A 16947-nucleotide genomic window follows, 5' to 3' on the forward strand; every position below is an offset into this window, starting at 1 on the left:
CTTTCCGGGGAGGTTGTCCCCCACGCGTGCCCAGGGGCCGGGGTAACTGGGCTGGAATGGACACCCGTCAGGAAGCCGGCCTGCGGTGGTCCGCCAATACTGCCCGGATGTCATCCAGCACCTGCTGTTGGTTGAACCAGATGTGCTCCGGCATATAGCGCAGGACGGCAAAGCCCTTGATCGTTGATGAATTATTCCGGTCCCTGTCCCTGAACATGTCAGCCCTTTGTGAGTGGAATGCGAAGCCATCGATTTCGACAATGAGGAAGCCGTCCAGCAGGAAGTCCACCCTCCCAATGCCTGGCAGAAACACTTGTGCCTCGTAGGAAATCCCGTTCGTGCGGAACAGGTGCTGCGCATCGACCTCAACTATGGACTCGGCGCGCAGGTCGAGTTCCCGCAGCATCCGAAGCGCCGTGCCCGAGCGATCCGCGCGCAGTTGCTCCGCCAAAAGTTCCCGCGGCACGCCGTGCAGGCGGATGGCCGACGTTGCCAGTGCGGTGGAGGCCGGAGGGGTAAGGCATCCCAACGCATGCAGTGCGACATCTTCGACCGCTGCTACTGGCGACCAGGTTTGCCCTTGGAACCTGACGGTGCGGTGACGGACAAAACCGGTTCCGTGGCCATGGTTGCAGGCCAGATGAAGCCGCGTTGGCGGTCTTCTTAGCCAGAGACCGTAATGGGAGGCCGCGCTCGCGCAGCTGAGCCGGCCATTGTGCTCGATTGCAGCCCGAAAGTCCTCGTCGCAGCCCGGCAGCACAAAGAGCCCGCGCCTGGGTTGGGTTGCACCGACTTCCTTGAGCCGCAACAGGTCCCGCCTGGAGAATCCGGCGTCGAGGAGTTGGGCCGACCGGGCAACCCCGCCAGCCTTGTGAAGATACTCAAGAATTTCCACGCCGCCATTTGATCTCCCCGGTCAGCGTAGCGGAAGCCCACGGTCGCCCTAAGTGGACAAGCCCCGGGCTGTGGCGTGCGCTCCTTCCCGGTTGCCTGCCGAGCCCGCATTTCCTTGCAGCGCGAAGTCCCGGAATCGCGGGGGATAAGACTCGGACCAACTGTGCGCAGCGGGAGTAACTGGGGAGGAATGTACGGGCCCAACGATGGCAAGTAAACATATGGTGCCCCACGGAAAACAGGGGTGTATGATTACAGTCACATCAGTCCCTCAACTCCTCGAAGGAGAGGCCTCCATTGGAAGAGCTGCGCATTGAAGCCAACGGCAACCTTGGCCCCATCGATTCATCCCGGATTCCCCGTTACGCGGGGGCTGCCACCTATGCCCGCCTTCCCCGCCTTGACCAGGTTGAAAAAGCCGATGTGACTGTGGTGGGCGTGCCCTTCGACTCCGGCGTTTCCTACCGCCCGGGAGCCCGCTTCGGCGCCAACCATGTCCGCGAGGCCAGCCGGCTGCTACGCCCCTACAACCCCGCCTGGGACGTCAGCCCGTTCGAAAACATCCAGGTGGCCGACGCCGGGGACATGGCCGTCAACCCGTTCCACATCAACGAAGCCATCGAAACCATCCAGCAGAACGCACTGGACCTCACCGCCGCCGGGAGCAAGCTGCTGACCCTGGGCGGGGACCACACCATCGCGCTGCCGCTGCTCCGGGCCGCCGCCGAGCGCGCCGGCGGACCCATCGCCATGCTCCACTTCGACGCCCACCTGGACACCTGGGACACCTACTTCGGCGCCGAATACACCCACGGCACGCCCTTCCGCCGCGCAGTGGAGGAAGGCATCCTGGACACCGAGGCCATCAGCCACATCGGCACCCGCGGCCCGCTCTATGGCAAGAAGGATCTCGACGACGACCACCGTTTTGGCTTCGGCATCGTCACCTCCGCGGACGTCTACTACCAGGGCGTGCTGGAAACCGTAGCCAAGGTCCGCGACCGGATCGGCGACCGTCCGCTCTACATCTCGGTGGACATCGACGTCCTGGATCCGGCCCACGCACCGGGCACCGGCACCCCGGAAGCCGGCGGCATCACCAGCCGCGAACTCCTCGAGATCATCCGCGGCTTCCGTGGCATGAACCTGGTGGGCGCCGATGTCGTTGAGGTGGCTCCCGCTTACGACCACGCCGAAATCACCGGCGTTGCCGCAAGTCATGTCGCCTACGAACTGGTGACCCTCATGGCGGACAATGCCGTGCCGGGAAGCCGCTTTGGAGCCGAGACCGGCTACCAGGCGCAGGCCCTGGGCCAGGAAGTCCGCCGCCCCGCCGGTTTCGCCGCCGCCACCAAGGAGTAGGCGGTGACCGAATTGGGCGTGCCCGCCGAAGGGCAGGGGAGCGGTGTACGAAATGGAGGCGACCTCGTCGTCGAGACCCTCGAAGCGCTGGGCGCGAAGACGGTGTTCGGTATTCCGGGCCAGCATGCCCTGGGGCTGTTCGATGCGATGGGGCGGGGCAACCTGCACTTCGTCTCCTCCCGGATCGAGAACAACTCAGCCTTTGCCGCCGACGGATACTCCCGCGCCACCGGGGAAGTGGGCGTGCTGTTCCTGTCCACCGGCCCGGGGGCGCTGACGTCGCTGGCCGGCCTGCAGGAGGCCTACGCCACGGGCGTTCCCATGGTGGTGGTGGCCAGCCAGATTCCCCTGGAAGGCCTGGGTGCCCGGCGCAAGGGCATGCTGCACCAGCTCGATGACCAGAAGGCGTCCGCGGCGAACGTGACCAAGAGCCAGCGCTTGATCCAGCATGCGTCGGGCATCCCGTCCGCCATCCAGGATGCCTGGACCGAGGCCATCTCCTCACCGCAGGGTCCGGTGTGGCTGGAGATCCCGCAGAACGTGCTGCTGGACCCTATCATGGTGCCTCCCGTGGAGGATGCCCTGGCGGAGGCGGCGGACAACCCGCCGCGGATCGAACTGGTGCGGGAGGCCGTGACGTGGCTGGAAGCAGCCAAGCGCCCGGCCATCATCGCCGGCGGCGGAACCCGCCGCGGTAAGGCGGAGGAGTCCCTGCTGTCCATCGCGGAGAAACTGCGCGCCCCGGTGATCTGTACCCCGGGCGGCAATGGTGCGTTCCCCTGGAACCACGAGCTGTCGCTGCAGGCCTGGATCGAGGACCGCTACATGACCGACGTCCTGGAGGACGCCGATGTCCTGGTGGTGGTCGGCTCCTCCCTGGGCGAGGTGACCTCCAACTACTTCACCTTTGAACCGCGCGGGCGGATCATCCAGATCGACGCCGAGCCGCGGGTCCTCGAGTCCAACCGGCCCGGCCTGGGCATCCGTGCCGACGCCGGGCAGGCGCTCGCGGCCCTGGACGAGGCACTGCAGCCCGGCAGGACCGCAACTCCTGACTGGCATGGTTCCACTCCCGAAGTGCTCGTGAAGGAATCGCTCGCCAAAGTCCGCGCCCGGCTGGAATCACAGGACCTGGCCAAGGAGCTGAAGTTCATGGCCGATATCCGGGAGGCCGTACCGGCGGACATGCAGACCTTCTGGGACATGACCATCGCCGCCTACTGGGGCTGGTCCTGCTGGGACGCGCGGCAGGGGCAGTTCCACTCCGCCCAGGGTGCCGGCGGGCTGGGCTTCGCGTTTCCCGGTGCCATCGGAGCGGCCGTGGGTCTGGAAACCACGGGCAGGCCCGGACGTGTCCTGGCCGTCTCCGGCGACGGCTCGTCCATGTACTCCATTGCCGAGCTGGCCACCGCGAAGCAGCACAACGTTCCGGTCACCTGGCTGATCGTGGACGACGGCGGCTACGGCATCCTGCGCGAATACATGGTGGGTGCGTTCGGCAAGGCAACGGCCACCGAACTGGCCCGCCCGGACTTCGTCAAGCTTGCCGAATCGTTCGGCGTGCCCGCCACCAGGGTTGCGCCGGAGGATGTGGGGGACGCGCTTAAGGCCGGCTTCGCTGCGGACGGGCCCAACGTCGTCGTGGTTGAAACCCTCCTGAAGATGTTCGCCCCCACCCACGTGGACGTTTGAACGCACCCTCGGCCAGCAACGCTCCCTCACCTCCCGGTTCGCCCGGTGAAGTGGGGGAGCGCTCTTGTTAAGGCAGCCCTTCAACAACTTCGTTTCCCTAAGCAACCTTTTTCTGATACAGTTGCTTGCAGCAACTAATTCTTTAGGAGGGCTCATGTCTGTCGCACCGGCCACCGCAGCCGACCTCGTCAGCCATATCTATGACCTCCAGCGTGCACTGCGCTGCGTCACTATGGCCAACATCAAGGGCCAGGACACCGGCATCGCCCTCCAGGGCGTGCTCAGGTTCATCGGCGAAGGGGAGACCCGGGCCGCGCACCTGGCCGAGCGCCTTGGGGTCAGTCCTCCGGTGCTCAGCCGGCACGTGGCTGAGCTGGCGGACGCGGGCCTGGTGGTCCGCACCCCGGACCCGCACGACGGCAGGGCGCAGCTGCTGGCACTCTCCCCGCGGGGGCAGGAAAAGCTCGCAGAGGTGGTGCGGCACCGGACGGAGACGCTCCAGGCGTACCTCGCCGACTGGAACGAGGACGACGCCGCAGCGACAGCCGCGATGCTGAGCAAGCTCACCTCATCCTTGAAGAATTCCATCCGGGCAAGGGCGGCCGGAACCACTACTGAACACGAAAAGCAGGAGTCCATCAATGGCTAACGTCACCGCCGCCGCGGACCAGGAACAGGAGCGCCAGCGCCAACGCAGCGCCAAACAGGAGTCGCGGCAATCCAAGCGCCACGAACCCGGCGCACCCATGAACCACCGGCAGATCATGGAGGCCCTCACCGGCCTTCTCGCTGCCTTCTTCACGGCAATCCTCAGCAGCACCATCGTGGCCAACGCCCTGCCCACCATCATGTCCGAGCTCAAGGGCACCCAGACGGACTTCGCGTGGGTCATCACGGCCGCGCTGCTCGCGAACGCAGCCACCACCCCCATCTGGGGCAAGCTCGCCGACCTTTTCGACAAGAAGGTCCTGGTCCAGCTGAGCATCGTGATCTTCGTTGCCGGCTCGGTGATGGCAGGCTTCTCCGAGAATATTCCGTTCCTGCTGACCGCCCGCGTGATCCAGGGCATCGCCATGGGTGGGCTCACTGCCCTGGCGCAGGCAATCATCGGCTCCATCATCCCGCCGCGCGAACGCGGCAAGTACTCCGGCTACATGGGCGCCGTCATGGCGGTGGGCACTGCCGGCGGTCCGCTGCTGGGCGGCTTCATCGTGGACAGCTCGCTCGGCTGGCGCTGGACGTTCTTCGTCTGCGTGCCGCTCGCCGTCGTCGCCCTCATCCTGCTCCAGGTCACGCTCAAGGTTCCACATGTCAAGCGCCCGGCCAAGATCGACTGGCTCGGTGCCATCCTGCTCACCTCCGGCGTCAGCCTGCTCCTGGTCTGGGTCTCCTTCGCCGGCAAGGCCGACTACTACGACTGGTGGTCCTGGCAGTCCGCGGTGATGGTGGGCGGCGGCGTCCTGCTGCTCGCACTGCTGGTGCTGGTTGAATCGAAAGTGTCGCAGCCGATCATCCCCCTGAAGATCATCTCCGAGCGCACCACGGCCCTAGCCATCGTGGCTTCCGTGGCCGTCGGCGTGGCCATGTTCGGCTCCTCCACCTTCCTGGGCCAGTACTACCAGGTGGCCCGCGGCGCCACGCCCACCGAGGCCGGCCTGCTGACCCTGCCCATGATCGCCGGCAACCTGGTGGGTTCGGTTGTGTCCGGCCAGCTGATTAGCCGCTACGGCAAGTGGAAGCGCTTCCTGATCGGCGGCACCGTCCTGCTGATCGGCGGCCTGGCGCTCGCCGGAACCATGGACCACACCACCGAACTCTGGCTGACAGGCCTCTACACCGGCATCTTCGGCATCGGCCTGGGCATGCTGATGCAGAACCTGGTCCTGGCCGTCCAGAACACCGTCCACGCCCAGGACATCGGCTCCGCCAGTGCCTCCGTTGCCTTCTTCCGCTCGGTGGGCGGCGCCATCGGCGTGTCCGTCCTGGGCGCCGTCATGGCCAACCACGTCAAGGACCTGGCCACCGACGGGCTGGCAAAGCTGGGCATCCAGGCCTCCGGCAACAGCGGTGCCACGCTGGACCTCAAGGACCTGCCCGTGCCGGTGGCCGACGTCATGCGCGCCGCCTACGGTGACGCCACAGCCGGGATCTTCATGATCTCCGCCATCGTGAGCGCGGTGGCCCTCCTCGCCGTGATCTTCATCAAGGAAGTACCGCTGCGCAAGACCGTGGACATCACCCCTGAGGCCACGCTGCAGGCGAACGCCGCCGGTGAAGCGGGAATGACCGCGATGACCGGCCAGCTGCCCATGGTCTCTCCCGGTGCGAACGGCAAGGCCCCAGCCGGGAGCGCGATGCCCGCCAGGAGTGCCGCGCGTGCAGGCACTGCCGGGGCACCGGCAAAGATGTACGACGGCGGTGCTGCCGCTGCCGCCGCGGCATCCGGCCAGGTGGCTACGGAGGACTTCGAGGAAGTCTTTGCCCGGAGCTTCCGTTCCGAAGGGCTGGACCTGGGATCCGTTGACGCGGGCTCCGTTGACGCCGTCTCCGCTGGGACCGTCGACAAGGCTGCCGACGCCGTGGCCAGCGCCGCTGCCACCCTCCAGAAACTGCAGGACACCCAGCACCTGCTGGCCCGCCAGCAGGCGGAACTGGGCGGCCTGGTGCTGGACATCCAGGAGCAGCTGCGCTCCCAGCAGGAGGTGGCAGCCCAACAGGCAGCCACGGCCGCAGAGCTGGGCAGGCTGCAGCGCAAACTGCTGAAGGAGCGCAAGGTCCAGGCGGCTGCCGCGCTGTACCTTGCAGGGCGCGGCAAGCACAGTGCTGCCGCTCCGTCTGCCAATGCACCGTCCGCGGGCGCCGGTTCGGAGCAGGGCCGCGCGCAGTAGGCCCCACATAGTAGGGCTCCGTGCCGTAGGGCCCCGCAGTAGCCTGTCGCTGCCGGAGCCACAAGGCCCCAGCGAAGGCATTACCGAAGCCGCAGCCCGCACCGGGAAAACACTTCCCGGTGCCGGCTGCGGCTTTTAATGCTGCTGCCTGCCCGGGACCCATCCGCGCAGCAGTTCCGGCCGGAAAAGAAGCATCCAAAGGGACCCAATGTCAGTGGGCGTCACTAGAGTTGAGTCCATGCTCCTCACCCTGATACGGCGCTACTCCAAACCGTATTTTCCCTACATCCTTGCTGTGGTCGTTTTCCAGCTCGCATCCACCATCGCCGCCCTCTACCTGCCCAGCCTGAACGCCCAGATCATCGATGAAGGGGTGGCCCGCGGGGACACCGATTTCATCTGGCGCACCGGCGCTGTGATGCTCCTCGTGGCGTTCGCCCAGGTGGCTGCGGCCATCGCCGGCGTCTACTTCGGCTCCAGGACGGCCATGGCGGTGGGCCGCGACCTGCGCCGCGCAGTGTTCCGGAAAGTCACCAGCTTCTCCGCCAAGGACGTCAACGCCTTCGGAGCCCCCACGCTGATAACCCGTGGCACCAATGATGTCCAGCAGGTGCAGATGCTCCTGCTGATGGGGCTGAACTTCATGGTTGCCACCCCCATCATGTGCATCGGCGGCATCATCATGGCGCTGCGCGAGGACATCAGCCTGTCCTGGCTGGTGTGGGTGTCCGTCCCGCTGCTGGCCGTGGTGGTGGGATACCTGGTGGTCCGGCTCATGCCGTTGTTCCGCTCCATGCAGCGGAAGATCGACCGGATCAACGCCGTCCTGCGTGAACAGATCATCGGTATCCGGGTGGTCCGGGCCTTCGTCCGCGAACCGTATGAGACGGACCGGTTCGGCGGTGCCAACAAGGAGCTCACGGACGTCTCGCTGCGCATCGGCGCCCTGTTCGTCCTGATGTTCCCGGCCATCAGCATGATCCTGCACCTGTCCACTGCCGCGGTGCTCTGGTTTGGCGGTCAGAGGGTGGACGCCGGTGCCATGCAGGTGGGGTCACTGACCGCGTTCCTGCAGTACCTGCTGCAGATCCTGATGGCCGTCATGATGGGCACGTTCATGGCCATGATGATTCCGCGCGCCTCAGTCTGCGCGGACCGCATCGGCGAGGTGCTCGGCGTCGAACCTTCCATCCACGACCCCCTGCGCCCGGTGGCGCCGGCCGCCCTGGAAGGCGTGGTCGAATACCGCAACGTCACCTTCGCCTACCCGGGCGCGGAGTCACCGGTGCTCAGCAACATCAGCTTCACTGCCCGCCCGGGCCAAACCATCGCGATCATCGGGTCCACGGGTGCCGGCAAAACCTCCCTGCTGTCCCTCCTGCCGCGGTTGTACGACCCCGCAGAAGGCCAGGTGCTGCTGGACGGCGCCCCGGTGGACAGGCTGGACCGCGCGGAGATCACCAAACGCGTCGCCCTGGTGCCGCAGCGTCCCTACCTGTTCTCCGGCACCATCGAGCACAACCTCCGGTTCGGCAAGACCGAGGCAACCGAGCAGGAACTGTGGGATGCGCTCCGGGTAGCCCAAGGTGAATCATTTGTCCGGGAAAAGAAGAACGGACTCGATTCCCGGATCTCCCAGGGCGGCACCAACGTCTCCGGCGGCCAACGCCAGCGTCTGTGCATCGCCCGCGCGCTGGTGACCAAACCGCGCGTCTACCTGTTCGACGACTCCTTCTCCGCCCTGGACGTTGCCACTGACGCCCGGCTCCGTGCCGCCCTCAAGAGCACCACCTCGGACGCCACCGTGATCATCGTGGCCCAGCGGATCTCCACCATTACCGGGGCCGACCAGATCCTGGTGCTGGACAACGGGCGGATCGTGGACCGCGGCACGCATGAGGAACTCCTGGAAACCTCGCCCACCTACCAGGAAATCGTCGAATCCCAGCTAAGCGTGGAGGAAGTGGCATGAGCCCGCGGAAGAAAGGCTCCAATCCCGAGGAAGAGATGCCACAGTCCGCCCAGGCACCTGCAGGGGAGGCGCAACCTGGTGCCGTGCAGCCGGAGGATGACGACTTCTTCGAGGAGGAGTTCACGCCCTCCGAAGCGGACGGGGATATGTTCGGCGGCATGCCTGCCAAGAAAGCAGAACATTTCTGGCCTTCCGCCAAACGGCTCATGGGCCTGCTCAAGCCGGAAGCGGTGGGCATCTACGCCGTGGTGGGCCTGGTGGTCATTTCCGTGGTGCTGAACGTGATCGCCCCCAGGATCCTGGGCCAGGCCATGGACGTTATCTTCGCAGGGGTAGTGGGCCGGCAGTTGCCCGCGGAAGCAAGCAAGGAACAGTTCGTGTCCGGCCTGCGCCAGCAGGGGCAGGACAACTTCGCGGACATGGTGTCCCGCATGGAACTGGTGCCAGGTACCGGCATCAACTTCGACAAGCTCAGCCTGCTCATCGCCATCGTCCTGCTCATGTACTTCGTTTCGAACATCTTCATGTGGCTGCAAGGGTACGTGCTGAACCGCATCGTCATGAAGGTCATCCGGCGGCTGCGTGACGATACCGAGAGCAAGCTGAACCGGCTGCCGCTGAACTACTTCGACACGCGGCAGCGCGGCGACGTGCTCTCCCGGGTGACCAACGACGTCGACAACATCCAGCAGGCGCTCCAGCAGGCCTTTGCCCAGCTGGTCAACTCTGTCCTGACAGTGGTGGGCATTGTGATCATGATGTTCATCGTCTCCTGGCAGCTGGCGCTGATTGCCCTGGTCGCCCTTCCGCTGTCCGGCGTGGCCGCTGGCCTGATCGGGGTCCGGAGCCAGAAGCTCTTCGCAGCCCAGTGGAAGAACACCGGCTCACTGAACGGCCAGATCGAGGAGTCCTTTTCCGGGCATGACCTGGTCCGCGTCTTTGGCCGTGATGCGGACATGCTGGCCCGGTTCGAGGAACGCAACGAAGCCCTGTACAAAGCAAGCTTCGGAGCACAGTTCGTATCCGGGATCATCTTCCCGGTCATGCAGTTCGTCTCCTACCTCAGCTACGTGGGCATCGCCGTGGTGGGTGGCCTGCGCGTGGCATCCGGTGCCATGTCCCTGGGCGATGCCACCGCCTTCATCCAGTACTCCCGGGAGTTCACCCAGCCGCTGGGCCAGATGGCGGGCATGGCCAACATGCTCCAGTCCGGCGTTGCGTCCTCCGAGCGCGTGTTCGAGTTCCTGGACGCCGACGAACAGGACGCCGAAACAGCCACCGAACACTTGCCGGCTAAGACCGACGGGCACGTGGACTTCCAGAACGTCACCTTCAGCTACACGGAGGACAGGAAGCTCATCGAGAACCTGTCCTTCACGGCCGAACCGGGAAACACCGTGGCGATCGTGGGCCCCACCGGCGCCGGCAAGACCACGCTCGTGAACCTCGTCATGCGGTTCTACGAGCTCAACTCCGGCTCCATCATGCTCGATGGGGTGGACATCACCCATCTCAGCCGCTCGGAGCTGCGATCCAAGGTGGGCATGGTCCTGCAGGACGCGTGGCTGTTTGGCGGCTCCATCTACGACAACATCCGCTACGGCAACCTCGACGCCACCCACGAACAGGTGATGGCCGCCGCGAAGGCCACCTTCGTAGACCGCTTCGTCCGGGCGCTGCCCGAGGGATACAACACCGTGATCGATGAAGAAGGCAACAACGTCAGCGCCGGTGAGAAGCAGCTGATCACCATTGCCCGCGCGTTCGTGGCGAATCCCTCGCTGCTGATCCTGGATGAGGCCACCAGCTCCGTGGATACCCGCACCGAACTCCTGGTGCAGAAGGCCATGGCTGCGCTGCGCTCGGACCGGACAAGCTTTGTGATCGCCCATCGGCTGTCAACCATCCGTGATGCCGATACCATCCTGGTCATGGAGAACGGAAAAATCGTGGAACAGGGCAACCATCAGTTGCTGCTTGAAGCCGGAGGCGCTTACCACCGCCTCTACATGTCGCAGTTCGCGGGGGCGGACGCCGGGGAAGTGCCGGTGGATGATTCGACGGCGGTGCACAGCTGAGCGCGCAGCAGGCCCAAGCAGCGCAGCGGCTGCAGCGGCAGGACCACGCACAGGAAACCGCGGAGGGCTCCGGGGAACATGGCGGCGGGCGGATCGAAGTCCTGGTGCCCATGCGCTGGGGCGACATGGACGCCTACGGCCATATCAACAATGTCCAGATCGTGAGGATGCTGGAGGAGGCGCGGATCGCCGCCTTCGGGCCGCCCCGGGGCGCCGGCCTCCCCGGAGTTGAGCCCCCGGTATCGCTGTTCAACGACGTTCCGGAGGGAACCCTGGCGCTGGTGGTGGACCATAAGATCCGCTACGTCCGGACGCTGGAGTACCGCAACATTCCGGCGGTGGTGCAGGTCTGGATTGGTGCCGTCAAGGGGGCCAGCTTCGACATTCACTACCTGCTCCAGGACCCCGTCACCCGGGAGGACTGCGTGAAGGCGAGCAGCCACCTGGCATTCGTCGACGAAGCCACCGGCCGCGTGCAACGGCTCACCCAGGAACAGAAGGACCGGATGGCCCCCTATAGGCAGTAAGCCTCTGGACAGGGCTGTACTGAACGCACTGGACTGGAACAACCACAGAACTGGAACCACCACCCACTCGAAAGGAAGCCCCGATGGCCAGGAACAAGATCAGTGCTGGCAGGAAGAAGAAGACCTGGAAGGAAATGTCCCCGTCCGGCAAGGCGGGAATCATCATCACGGCGATCGTGCAGATGTCCCTGTTGGTTGCCGCCCAGCGGGACATCTCGCGAAGGCCTGCGGAGCTGATCAACGGGCCCAAGGCTGCGTGGCGGGCAGCGTCCTTCATCAATTTCATTGGCCCCATGGGGTACTTCGTCTTCGGCAGGAAGCGGTAGGCCACGGGCCAGTAACCCTGGTTTGGCGTAAGGCGGCCGGCCGCGTGGAGCGGCCGCCCAGCTGAACCCTGTAAATTTGAGGGCATGACCCCCACTGCCACTGTTGCCATGACCCGCGCCCTCGGCATCTCCAAGGAGATAGAGGATGCGGCGTGGTTTGTGCTGGGACCGGGTCTCCAGGGGAAGGCTTCACCCCTGGACGGCCGCACCAGGACATGGTCGGTTCCGGCGGCCGCGGAGTTGCTTGACCGGCTGGACCGGGGCATCGCTGACTCTAAGGCCCCCATGATGACCAACCTCCGCGAAAACCTGGAGGGCGCCACCCGCGGGGCCAAGCAGCTGGCCGTGGAACTGCTTTTCCTGCAGTCACTTCCCCTGGCCCACGAGGTGAAGTCGCTCAAGGTCAAGCGCGCCCGCGTGGCCGAGGCCGCCGGGTGGCTGGAGCCGCCGCTGGAACTTCCCGATGAGCTGTATGCGGGCATGACGGACCACGGCGTGATCCGCGACCGGACCGCTGAATTCAACTGGACCATCTGGGACCACCTCAAGTGGCTGTGCCGGTTTGTGCAGAACGTGGCGCAGCGGCCTGCAAGCGTAGTGCAGGCAGCCATCAAGGACCCGCTCCAGTTCCACCTGCTCGCCGCCTCCACTCCGGACGATCAGCCGGCCATCCGCCGCAGCATCGAGTTCCTCGCCTGGCCCAGCTACTTCGAGCCGGTGGTGGCGGACGTGGAGCGGCAGGAAATCCGGGACGCGTTCGCTTCACTGGTGGGCGGGGCCAAGGGCGACAGTGAAGAGGACATCACCGCGGACATCCACCGCATCCGGCTGCACCTGGACGAGCAGGCCGGCCAGCGCATCGACTGGTACTCCCGGCAACTGGTCAGCCAGTGGCGCAAAGTGGGTGACCCCGGCCGCCGGGCCTGGCTGTTGCGGACGCACAGCGACCACGGCGAGCTGCTCACGGCCTGGCACGGCGAGGAAAAAGTGACCCTCGACGTCGAACATCTCCGCCACCTGGACCCCGGTGTCACCGCCGGCCTGGTCCAGCACGCCGTGGACGAAGACTACAAGCACCTTGGCTACGTGGAGCGCGAGGACACCAAGACGGCGGTGTTTGCCTTCCTGACCGTCATGAAGCCCGGAGACCTGGTGCTCTACCAGCACGCGGGGAGCGTCCGGCTGGGCGGCGTGCTGGGGGAGCCAGAGTACAACGACGACAACCGCCGGCTCCGGCGCAAGGTGCGCTGGTTCGACGACGGGCACACCACCACCAGCCTTCCCCGGCACGTCCAGCGCCAGCTCGCCACCCCCGGCATCGTGGTGGACGTGACCCGGGTGGTTCAGGCGCTGCAGGCGCTGCTGCCCGCCGAGGCGGAAACCGAGCCTGACGGCGACACTGACGCTGCCGCCGTCGTGCCTCCCGTCCAGGAGGGCTTCCGCCCGCTGACGCAGGAGTTTGCGGCGTCGCTGCATATGGAGCTGGAACCGCTCCAGGAGGTTGCCGACCTGCTGGAGGAGAACCGCCAACTGGTCCTCTACGGCCCGCCCGGCACCGGCAAGACCTACCTGGCCAAGCACCTCGCCGCGGAACTTGCGGACGACAGCACTGACGAGCGCGTCAAGCTGGTGCAGTTCCACCCGTCCTATGCCTATGAGGACTTTTTCGAGGGCTACCGGCCGGACAAGACGGACGAGGGCCAGGTTTCCTTCAAACTGGTGGCCGGCCCGCTGCGGCGCCTGGCGGAGGAGGCCGCCAAGCCGGGCAACGAGAAGAAGCCGTACTTCCTGATCATCGACGAGATGAACCGGGCCAACCTGGCCAAGGTATTCGGCGAGCTGTACTTCCTGCTGGAATACCGGGACGACCGGATCTACCTGCAGTACAGCCCCAACGAACCGTTCACGCTGCCGGAGAACCTCTACATCATCGGCACCATGAACACCGCGGACCGCTCCATCGCCATGATGGATGCCGCCATCCGCCGGCGTTTCTCCTTCATTGAGCTGCATCCGCAGACGGAGCCGGTCAAGGGTTCCCTGCTCCGGTTCCTGCAGGCCAGACAGCTGGACATCACCCCGGCACTGCTGCTGGACGCGCTGAACGGTGCCATTGACGAGTGGGACCGCGACCTGATGATCGGGCCGTCCTACTTCATGAAGCCGGCAGCCCAGACCCCGGCCGGGCTGCGCCGGATCTGGAAGTACGAGCTGATGCCGCTGCTGGAGGAGCACTACCACGGCCAGCTCACGCGGGCGCAGCTGGAGGAGCGATTCGGGCTGGACCAGCTGCTGGGACGCATTGCAGCGCGCTGACCCCCGGGCGTCCGTGCGGCACCTAGTCCTGGACGAGCTGTCCAGCGGCCTGGTGGAACGGCTGGACTCGCCGAGCGCTTCCTTCCTGAACACCAGTGGCCTGGCCAAGGCGTCCCCCATGGGCCTGGGCCTGTACCGGATTGAGCCTGTGGGCAAGGTGGGCTCCGTGCGCACGCCCACGGTGCAGCTGGACGTCCGGCCCAAGGACCGGCTGGGGCTTAGCCGGCTGCTGTTCCTGCTCAGCTACGCGGGGGAGCAGGGCTTCCGGCCGGACCTGGTGGCCGCTGACGAGGACCCGGACCTGTGGAGCGCCCTGGCCGAATCGCTGGCGCAACTGGCCGAGCGGGCGCTGGGCCGCGGCGTCCTGCAGGGCTACCTCACCGTGGACGAGTCCCTGCGGACGGTCAAGGGCAGGATCCGGATTTCGGACCAGATTTCCCGCCGTCCCGGGATGCTTGTTCCCCTGGAGGTCTCCTACGACGAGTTCACCGAGGACATCGCGGAAAACCGGATCCTGCGCGCCGCGCTGGAGCGGATGGGGCAGGTGCCGGGGGTCCGGCCCCAGGTGCTGGGCCGGCTGCGGCAATTGAAGGGAAAGCTCGACGCCGTTACGCGCCTTCCAGCCGGAGCGCCGGTGCCGCCGTGGAAGCCCACCAGGATGAACCTGCGGTATCACGCCGTGTTGCGCCTGGCAGAGCTGATCCTGCGGAATGCATCCGCCGAAGCCGGGGAGGGTAAGCATCAGACGGCCTCGTTCGTGGTGGACATGGCCCAGGTGTTCGAGGACTTCGTGGGGACGGCCCTGCGCGCGGCGATGGCCGCCTATCCGGGAGAACTACGTCTCCGCTACAACGCCCTCCTCAGTGAGGCGGTGCGCGATTCGGACCGCCTGTCCGTGCGGCCGGACGCGGTCCACATGCTGGGCGGCCGGCCGGTGGTGGCCTACAACGCCAAGTACCGTGCGGCCTCGGATGCCGGTGCCTCCCTCACCGCTGACCACTACCAGATGCTGGCGCACTGCACCGCGCTGGCGATACCCACCGCCTGGCTCGTCTACGCGGGCAACGGCGAAATGAAACTCCGCCGCATCCTGAACACCGACATCCACATCGTGGAGTTCCCGCTGGATCTCAGCCAGCCGCCGTCGGCCATCCTGGCCTCCGTCCGTGAGCTCGCCCGCCAGTCCTGGGGCGAAATGGTGAGGACCGCTACACCGGCACCCGGAACGTAAACGTCGTTCCTTCGCCCAGGGTGCTGTCGACGCCGATGGTGCCGCCGTGTGCCTCGACGATTGCCTTGCTGATGGGCAGGCCCAGTCCCACGCCGGGGATGGCGGTGCGGCGGACGCTGCTGGTGCGGAAGAATTTGGCGAACACTTCGGAGGAGTCCTCCGGGCTCATGCCCATGCCGGTATCGCGGACGCGGCAGGCGAGGTGCCCGTCCTCCTGTGCCAGCGACACCACTACCTCGCCGCCGTCCGGGGAGTACTTGATGGCGTTGGACACCAGGTTGTCCAGGACCTGGGAGATCCGGGCGCTGTCCACGTGGGCCTCCAGGCGGTTGGGCGCTTCGGCCCGCAACTCAACCCCGGCCGCGGCTGCCCGGGGGATCGCTGAGGACACGCTGCTGCGCACCAGTTCGGCCACATCCACGGCGTGGGGCGTGACGATCAACTGGCCGTTCCGGCTGGACAGCAGGTCCGAGACCAAGGTCAGGAGCCGCTCGGAGTTCCGGCGGATGATCTCCAGCATGTCCCTCTGGGGCACTACCGGGTCCTCGGCAAGCAGGATCTCCACGTACCCAAGGATGGAGGTCAAGGGTGTGCGGAATTCGTGGGAGACGCTCGAGACGAAGTCGTCCTTGGCGGTGAGCGCGTTCACCAGGTCCGTCACATCGCTGAAGACGATCACGGAGCCGGCGAAGTTGCCGTCGGAATCCTTCATGGCGCGCGCCGTGGTCACCAGGGCCCGCTGGTCCTTCCCTTCACCCAGCCAGACCAGGTAGTCGGTGAAGGTTTCGCCCAGGACAGCCCGGCGCACCGGGCGCTCCTCCACGGGAACCAGGGTCTTCCGGTCCGGGCCGTAGACCAGCAGCTGTGACTCGTTGGGGTCGGCAATATCCTTGGGCCGGGCCAGTTCGTGGTTGGCGCGCTGCTTCCGGTTCATCAGGATGTCATGGCCGTCGGCGTCAACGGCCAGCACGCCAAGGTGCACGGTTTCCAGCACGGTGTTCAGCAGTGACTCCTGGCGTTTGCTCACGCGCAGGTTGGCCCGCAGCTGCTCGTCCTTTTCCTCCAGTTGGCTCTGCTGGCGCATCATGCTCAGGGTCAGGACGCTCACGGAGACGCCAATGCCCAGCATCATGACCGGCAACAGGAGCGACCGCGCAAAATCCTGCGGCGTGTAGTTGCCCTTCAGGAGCAACGGCACCCAGATGATGGCCAACGGTCCCAGGAAGGAGAGCCACAACGCAGTCCGCGGGTAGTAACCGGATGCGCAGAGCCATATCACCGGGAACACGGCCAGCAGGCTGATGCCCGCGAGGCTTTCCTGGCCGCCTTCCCGGCCGGCTGCGATGGAGAAGAAATCCAGCAGCGGGATGGCCAGGAAGCTGGTGTAGGGCAGCCGCTCCCATGGAATGAGGTAGCAAAGAGCCATGATGGCCAACTGCGAGATGAGGAAGGTGACGAACAGGAGGCTGTCCATGGTGCCCGGGAAGAAACCCCACACCAGCAGGGCAGTCAGGATGGTGGTCACGAACAACGGCATTTGGCTCAAGGCCACCCGGTCCGTCAACCGGTATTCATGAAAGGGGCGCTTGAAAAACCGCAGGTGTCCGGAGGACCAGGCCGTGGGGGTGCTCATGGCGTGGAAGACGCGGATGTCGGGGTGT

The 16947-nt window shown here is 65.9% G+C and carries 12 protein-coding genes; 10 read left to right on the forward strand and 2 right to left on the reverse strand.

Annotated elements, in window-relative coordinates; genetic code table 11:
• Positions 1 to 67 precede the first annotated feature (67 nt).
• Entirely contained in the window at positions 68 to 895 is an 828-nt protein-coding gene (locus FBY33_RS09415) for a DUF559 domain-containing protein (protein WP_142030340.1), read from the reverse strand.
• Positions 896 to 1191: 296 nt separating this feature from the next.
• Here FBY33_RS09415 and speB point away from each other — a divergent pair, with 296 nt between their 5' ends.
• From speB to FBY33_RS09465, 10 genes are all read left to right on the forward strand, one after another.
• Entirely contained in the window at positions 1192 to 2256 is a 1065-nt protein-coding gene (gene speB / locus FBY33_RS09420; RefSeq protein ID WP_142030341.1) for an agmatinase, read from the forward strand.
• 3 nt (positions 2257 to 2259) lie between these two features.
• A complete protein-coding gene (locus FBY33_RS09425; protein ID WP_142030342.1) occupies positions 2260 to 3948 on the forward strand; it encodes a thiamine pyrophosphate-binding protein in 1689 nt (562 codons plus the stop codon).
• Between the two features lie 154 nt (positions 3949 to 4102).
• Positions 4103 to 4597, forward strand: a complete 495-nt coding sequence (locus FBY33_RS09430; RefSeq protein ID WP_142030343.1) for a MarR family winged helix-turn-helix transcriptional regulator — start codon at positions 4103 to 4105, stop codon at positions 4595 to 4597.
• Positions 4590 to 6836, forward strand: a complete 2247-nt coding sequence (locus FBY33_RS09435) for an MDR family MFS transporter (RefSeq protein ID WP_142030344.1) — start codon at positions 4590 to 4592, stop codon at positions 6834 to 6836. The genes FBY33_RS09430 and FBY33_RS09435 overlap by 8 nt, the downstream gene beginning before the upstream one ends.
• 238 nt (positions 6837 to 7074) lie before the next feature.
• Positions 7075 to 8808 (forward strand): ABC transporter ATP-binding protein, encoded by a 1734-nt coding sequence (locus FBY33_RS09440; protein WP_142030345.1) that lies wholly within the window; start codon positions 7075 to 7077, stop codon positions 8806 to 8808.
• On the forward strand, positions 8805 to 10886 hold the full coding sequence (locus tag FBY33_RS09445; RefSeq protein WP_142030346.1) for an ABC transporter ATP-binding protein: 2082 nt from the start codon (positions 8805 to 8807) through the stop codon (positions 10884 to 10886). The genes FBY33_RS09440 and FBY33_RS09445 overlap by 4 nt, the downstream gene beginning before the upstream one ends.
• Positions 10887 to 10996: 110 nt before the next feature.
• On the forward strand, positions 10997 to 11413 hold the full coding sequence (locus FBY33_RS09450) for an acyl-CoA thioesterase (protein ID WP_142032699.1): 417 nt from the start codon (positions 10997 to 10999) through the stop codon (positions 11411 to 11413).
• Between the two features lie 83 nt (positions 11414 to 11496).
• Positions 11497 to 11739, forward strand: a complete 243-nt coding sequence (locus tag FBY33_RS09455; protein ID WP_142030347.1) for a hypothetical protein — start codon at positions 11497 to 11499, stop codon at positions 11737 to 11739.
• An 84-nt stretch (positions 11740 to 11823) separates the two neighbouring features.
• The gene (locus tag FBY33_RS09460; protein ID WP_142030348.1) at positions 11824 to 14055 is read left to right on the forward strand and encodes an McrB family protein; all 2232 of its coding nucleotides are present in this window, start codon (positions 11824 to 11826) and stop codon (positions 14053 to 14055) included.
• Positions 14042 to 15286 carry a 5-methylcytosine restriction system specificity protein McrC gene (locus FBY33_RS09465; protein WP_200831347.1) on the forward strand — a complete coding sequence of 415 codons (1245 nt, stop codon included), beginning with the start codon at positions 14042 to 14044 and terminating at the stop codon, positions 15284 to 15286. Before FBY33_RS09460 ends, FBY33_RS09465 begins: the two co-directional genes overlap by 14 nt.
• Here the strand turns inward: FBY33_RS09465 and FBY33_RS09470 are convergent.
• Positions 15264 to 16919, reverse strand: coding sequence for a sensor histidine kinase (locus FBY33_RS09470; protein WP_142030349.1), 1656 nt, complete (start codon positions 16917 to 16919; stop codon positions 15264 to 15266). The two genes, FBY33_RS09465 and FBY33_RS09470, sit on opposite strands and share 23 nt — an antisense overlap.
• Positions 16920 to 16947: the final 28 nt, after the last annotated feature.

Origin of the sequence: Arthrobacter sp. SLBN-112, from assembly GCF_006715225.1 — a bacterium.
Taxonomy (GTDB): Bacteria; Actinomycetota; Actinomycetes; order Actinomycetales; family Micrococcaceae; genus Arthrobacter.

Coding starts and splice junctions, on each gene's coding strand:
- FBY33_RS09430 (WP_142030343.1), top strand. CDS start 4,103: ATGTCTGTCGCACCGGCCACCGCAGCCGACCTCGTCAGCCATATCTAT.
- FBY33_RS09435 (WP_142030344.1), top strand. CDS start 4,590: ATGGCTAACGTCACCGCCGCCGCGGACCAGGAACAGGAGCGCCAGCGC.
- FBY33_RS09440 (WP_142030345.1), top strand. CDS start 7,075: ATGCTCCTCACCCTGATACGGCGCTACTCCAAACCGTATTTTCCCTAC.
- FBY33_RS09445 (WP_142030346.1), top strand. CDS start 8,805: ATGAGCCCGCGGAAGAAAGGCTCCAATCCCGAGGAAGAGATGCCACAG.
- FBY33_RS09450 (WP_142032699.1), top strand. CDS start 10,997: ATGCGCTGGGGCGACATGGACGCCTACGGCCATATCAACAATGTCCAG.
- FBY33_RS09455 (WP_142030347.1), top strand. CDS start 11,497: ATGGCCAGGAACAAGATCAGTGCTGGCAGGAAGAAGAAGACCTGGAAG.
- FBY33_RS09460 (WP_142030348.1), top strand. CDS start 11,824: ATGACCCCCACTGCCACTGTTGCCATGACCCGCGCCCTCGGCATCTCC.
- FBY33_RS09470 (WP_142030349.1), bottom strand. CDS start 16,919: ATGAGCACCCCCACGGCCTGGTCCTCCGGACACCTGCGGTTTTTCAAG.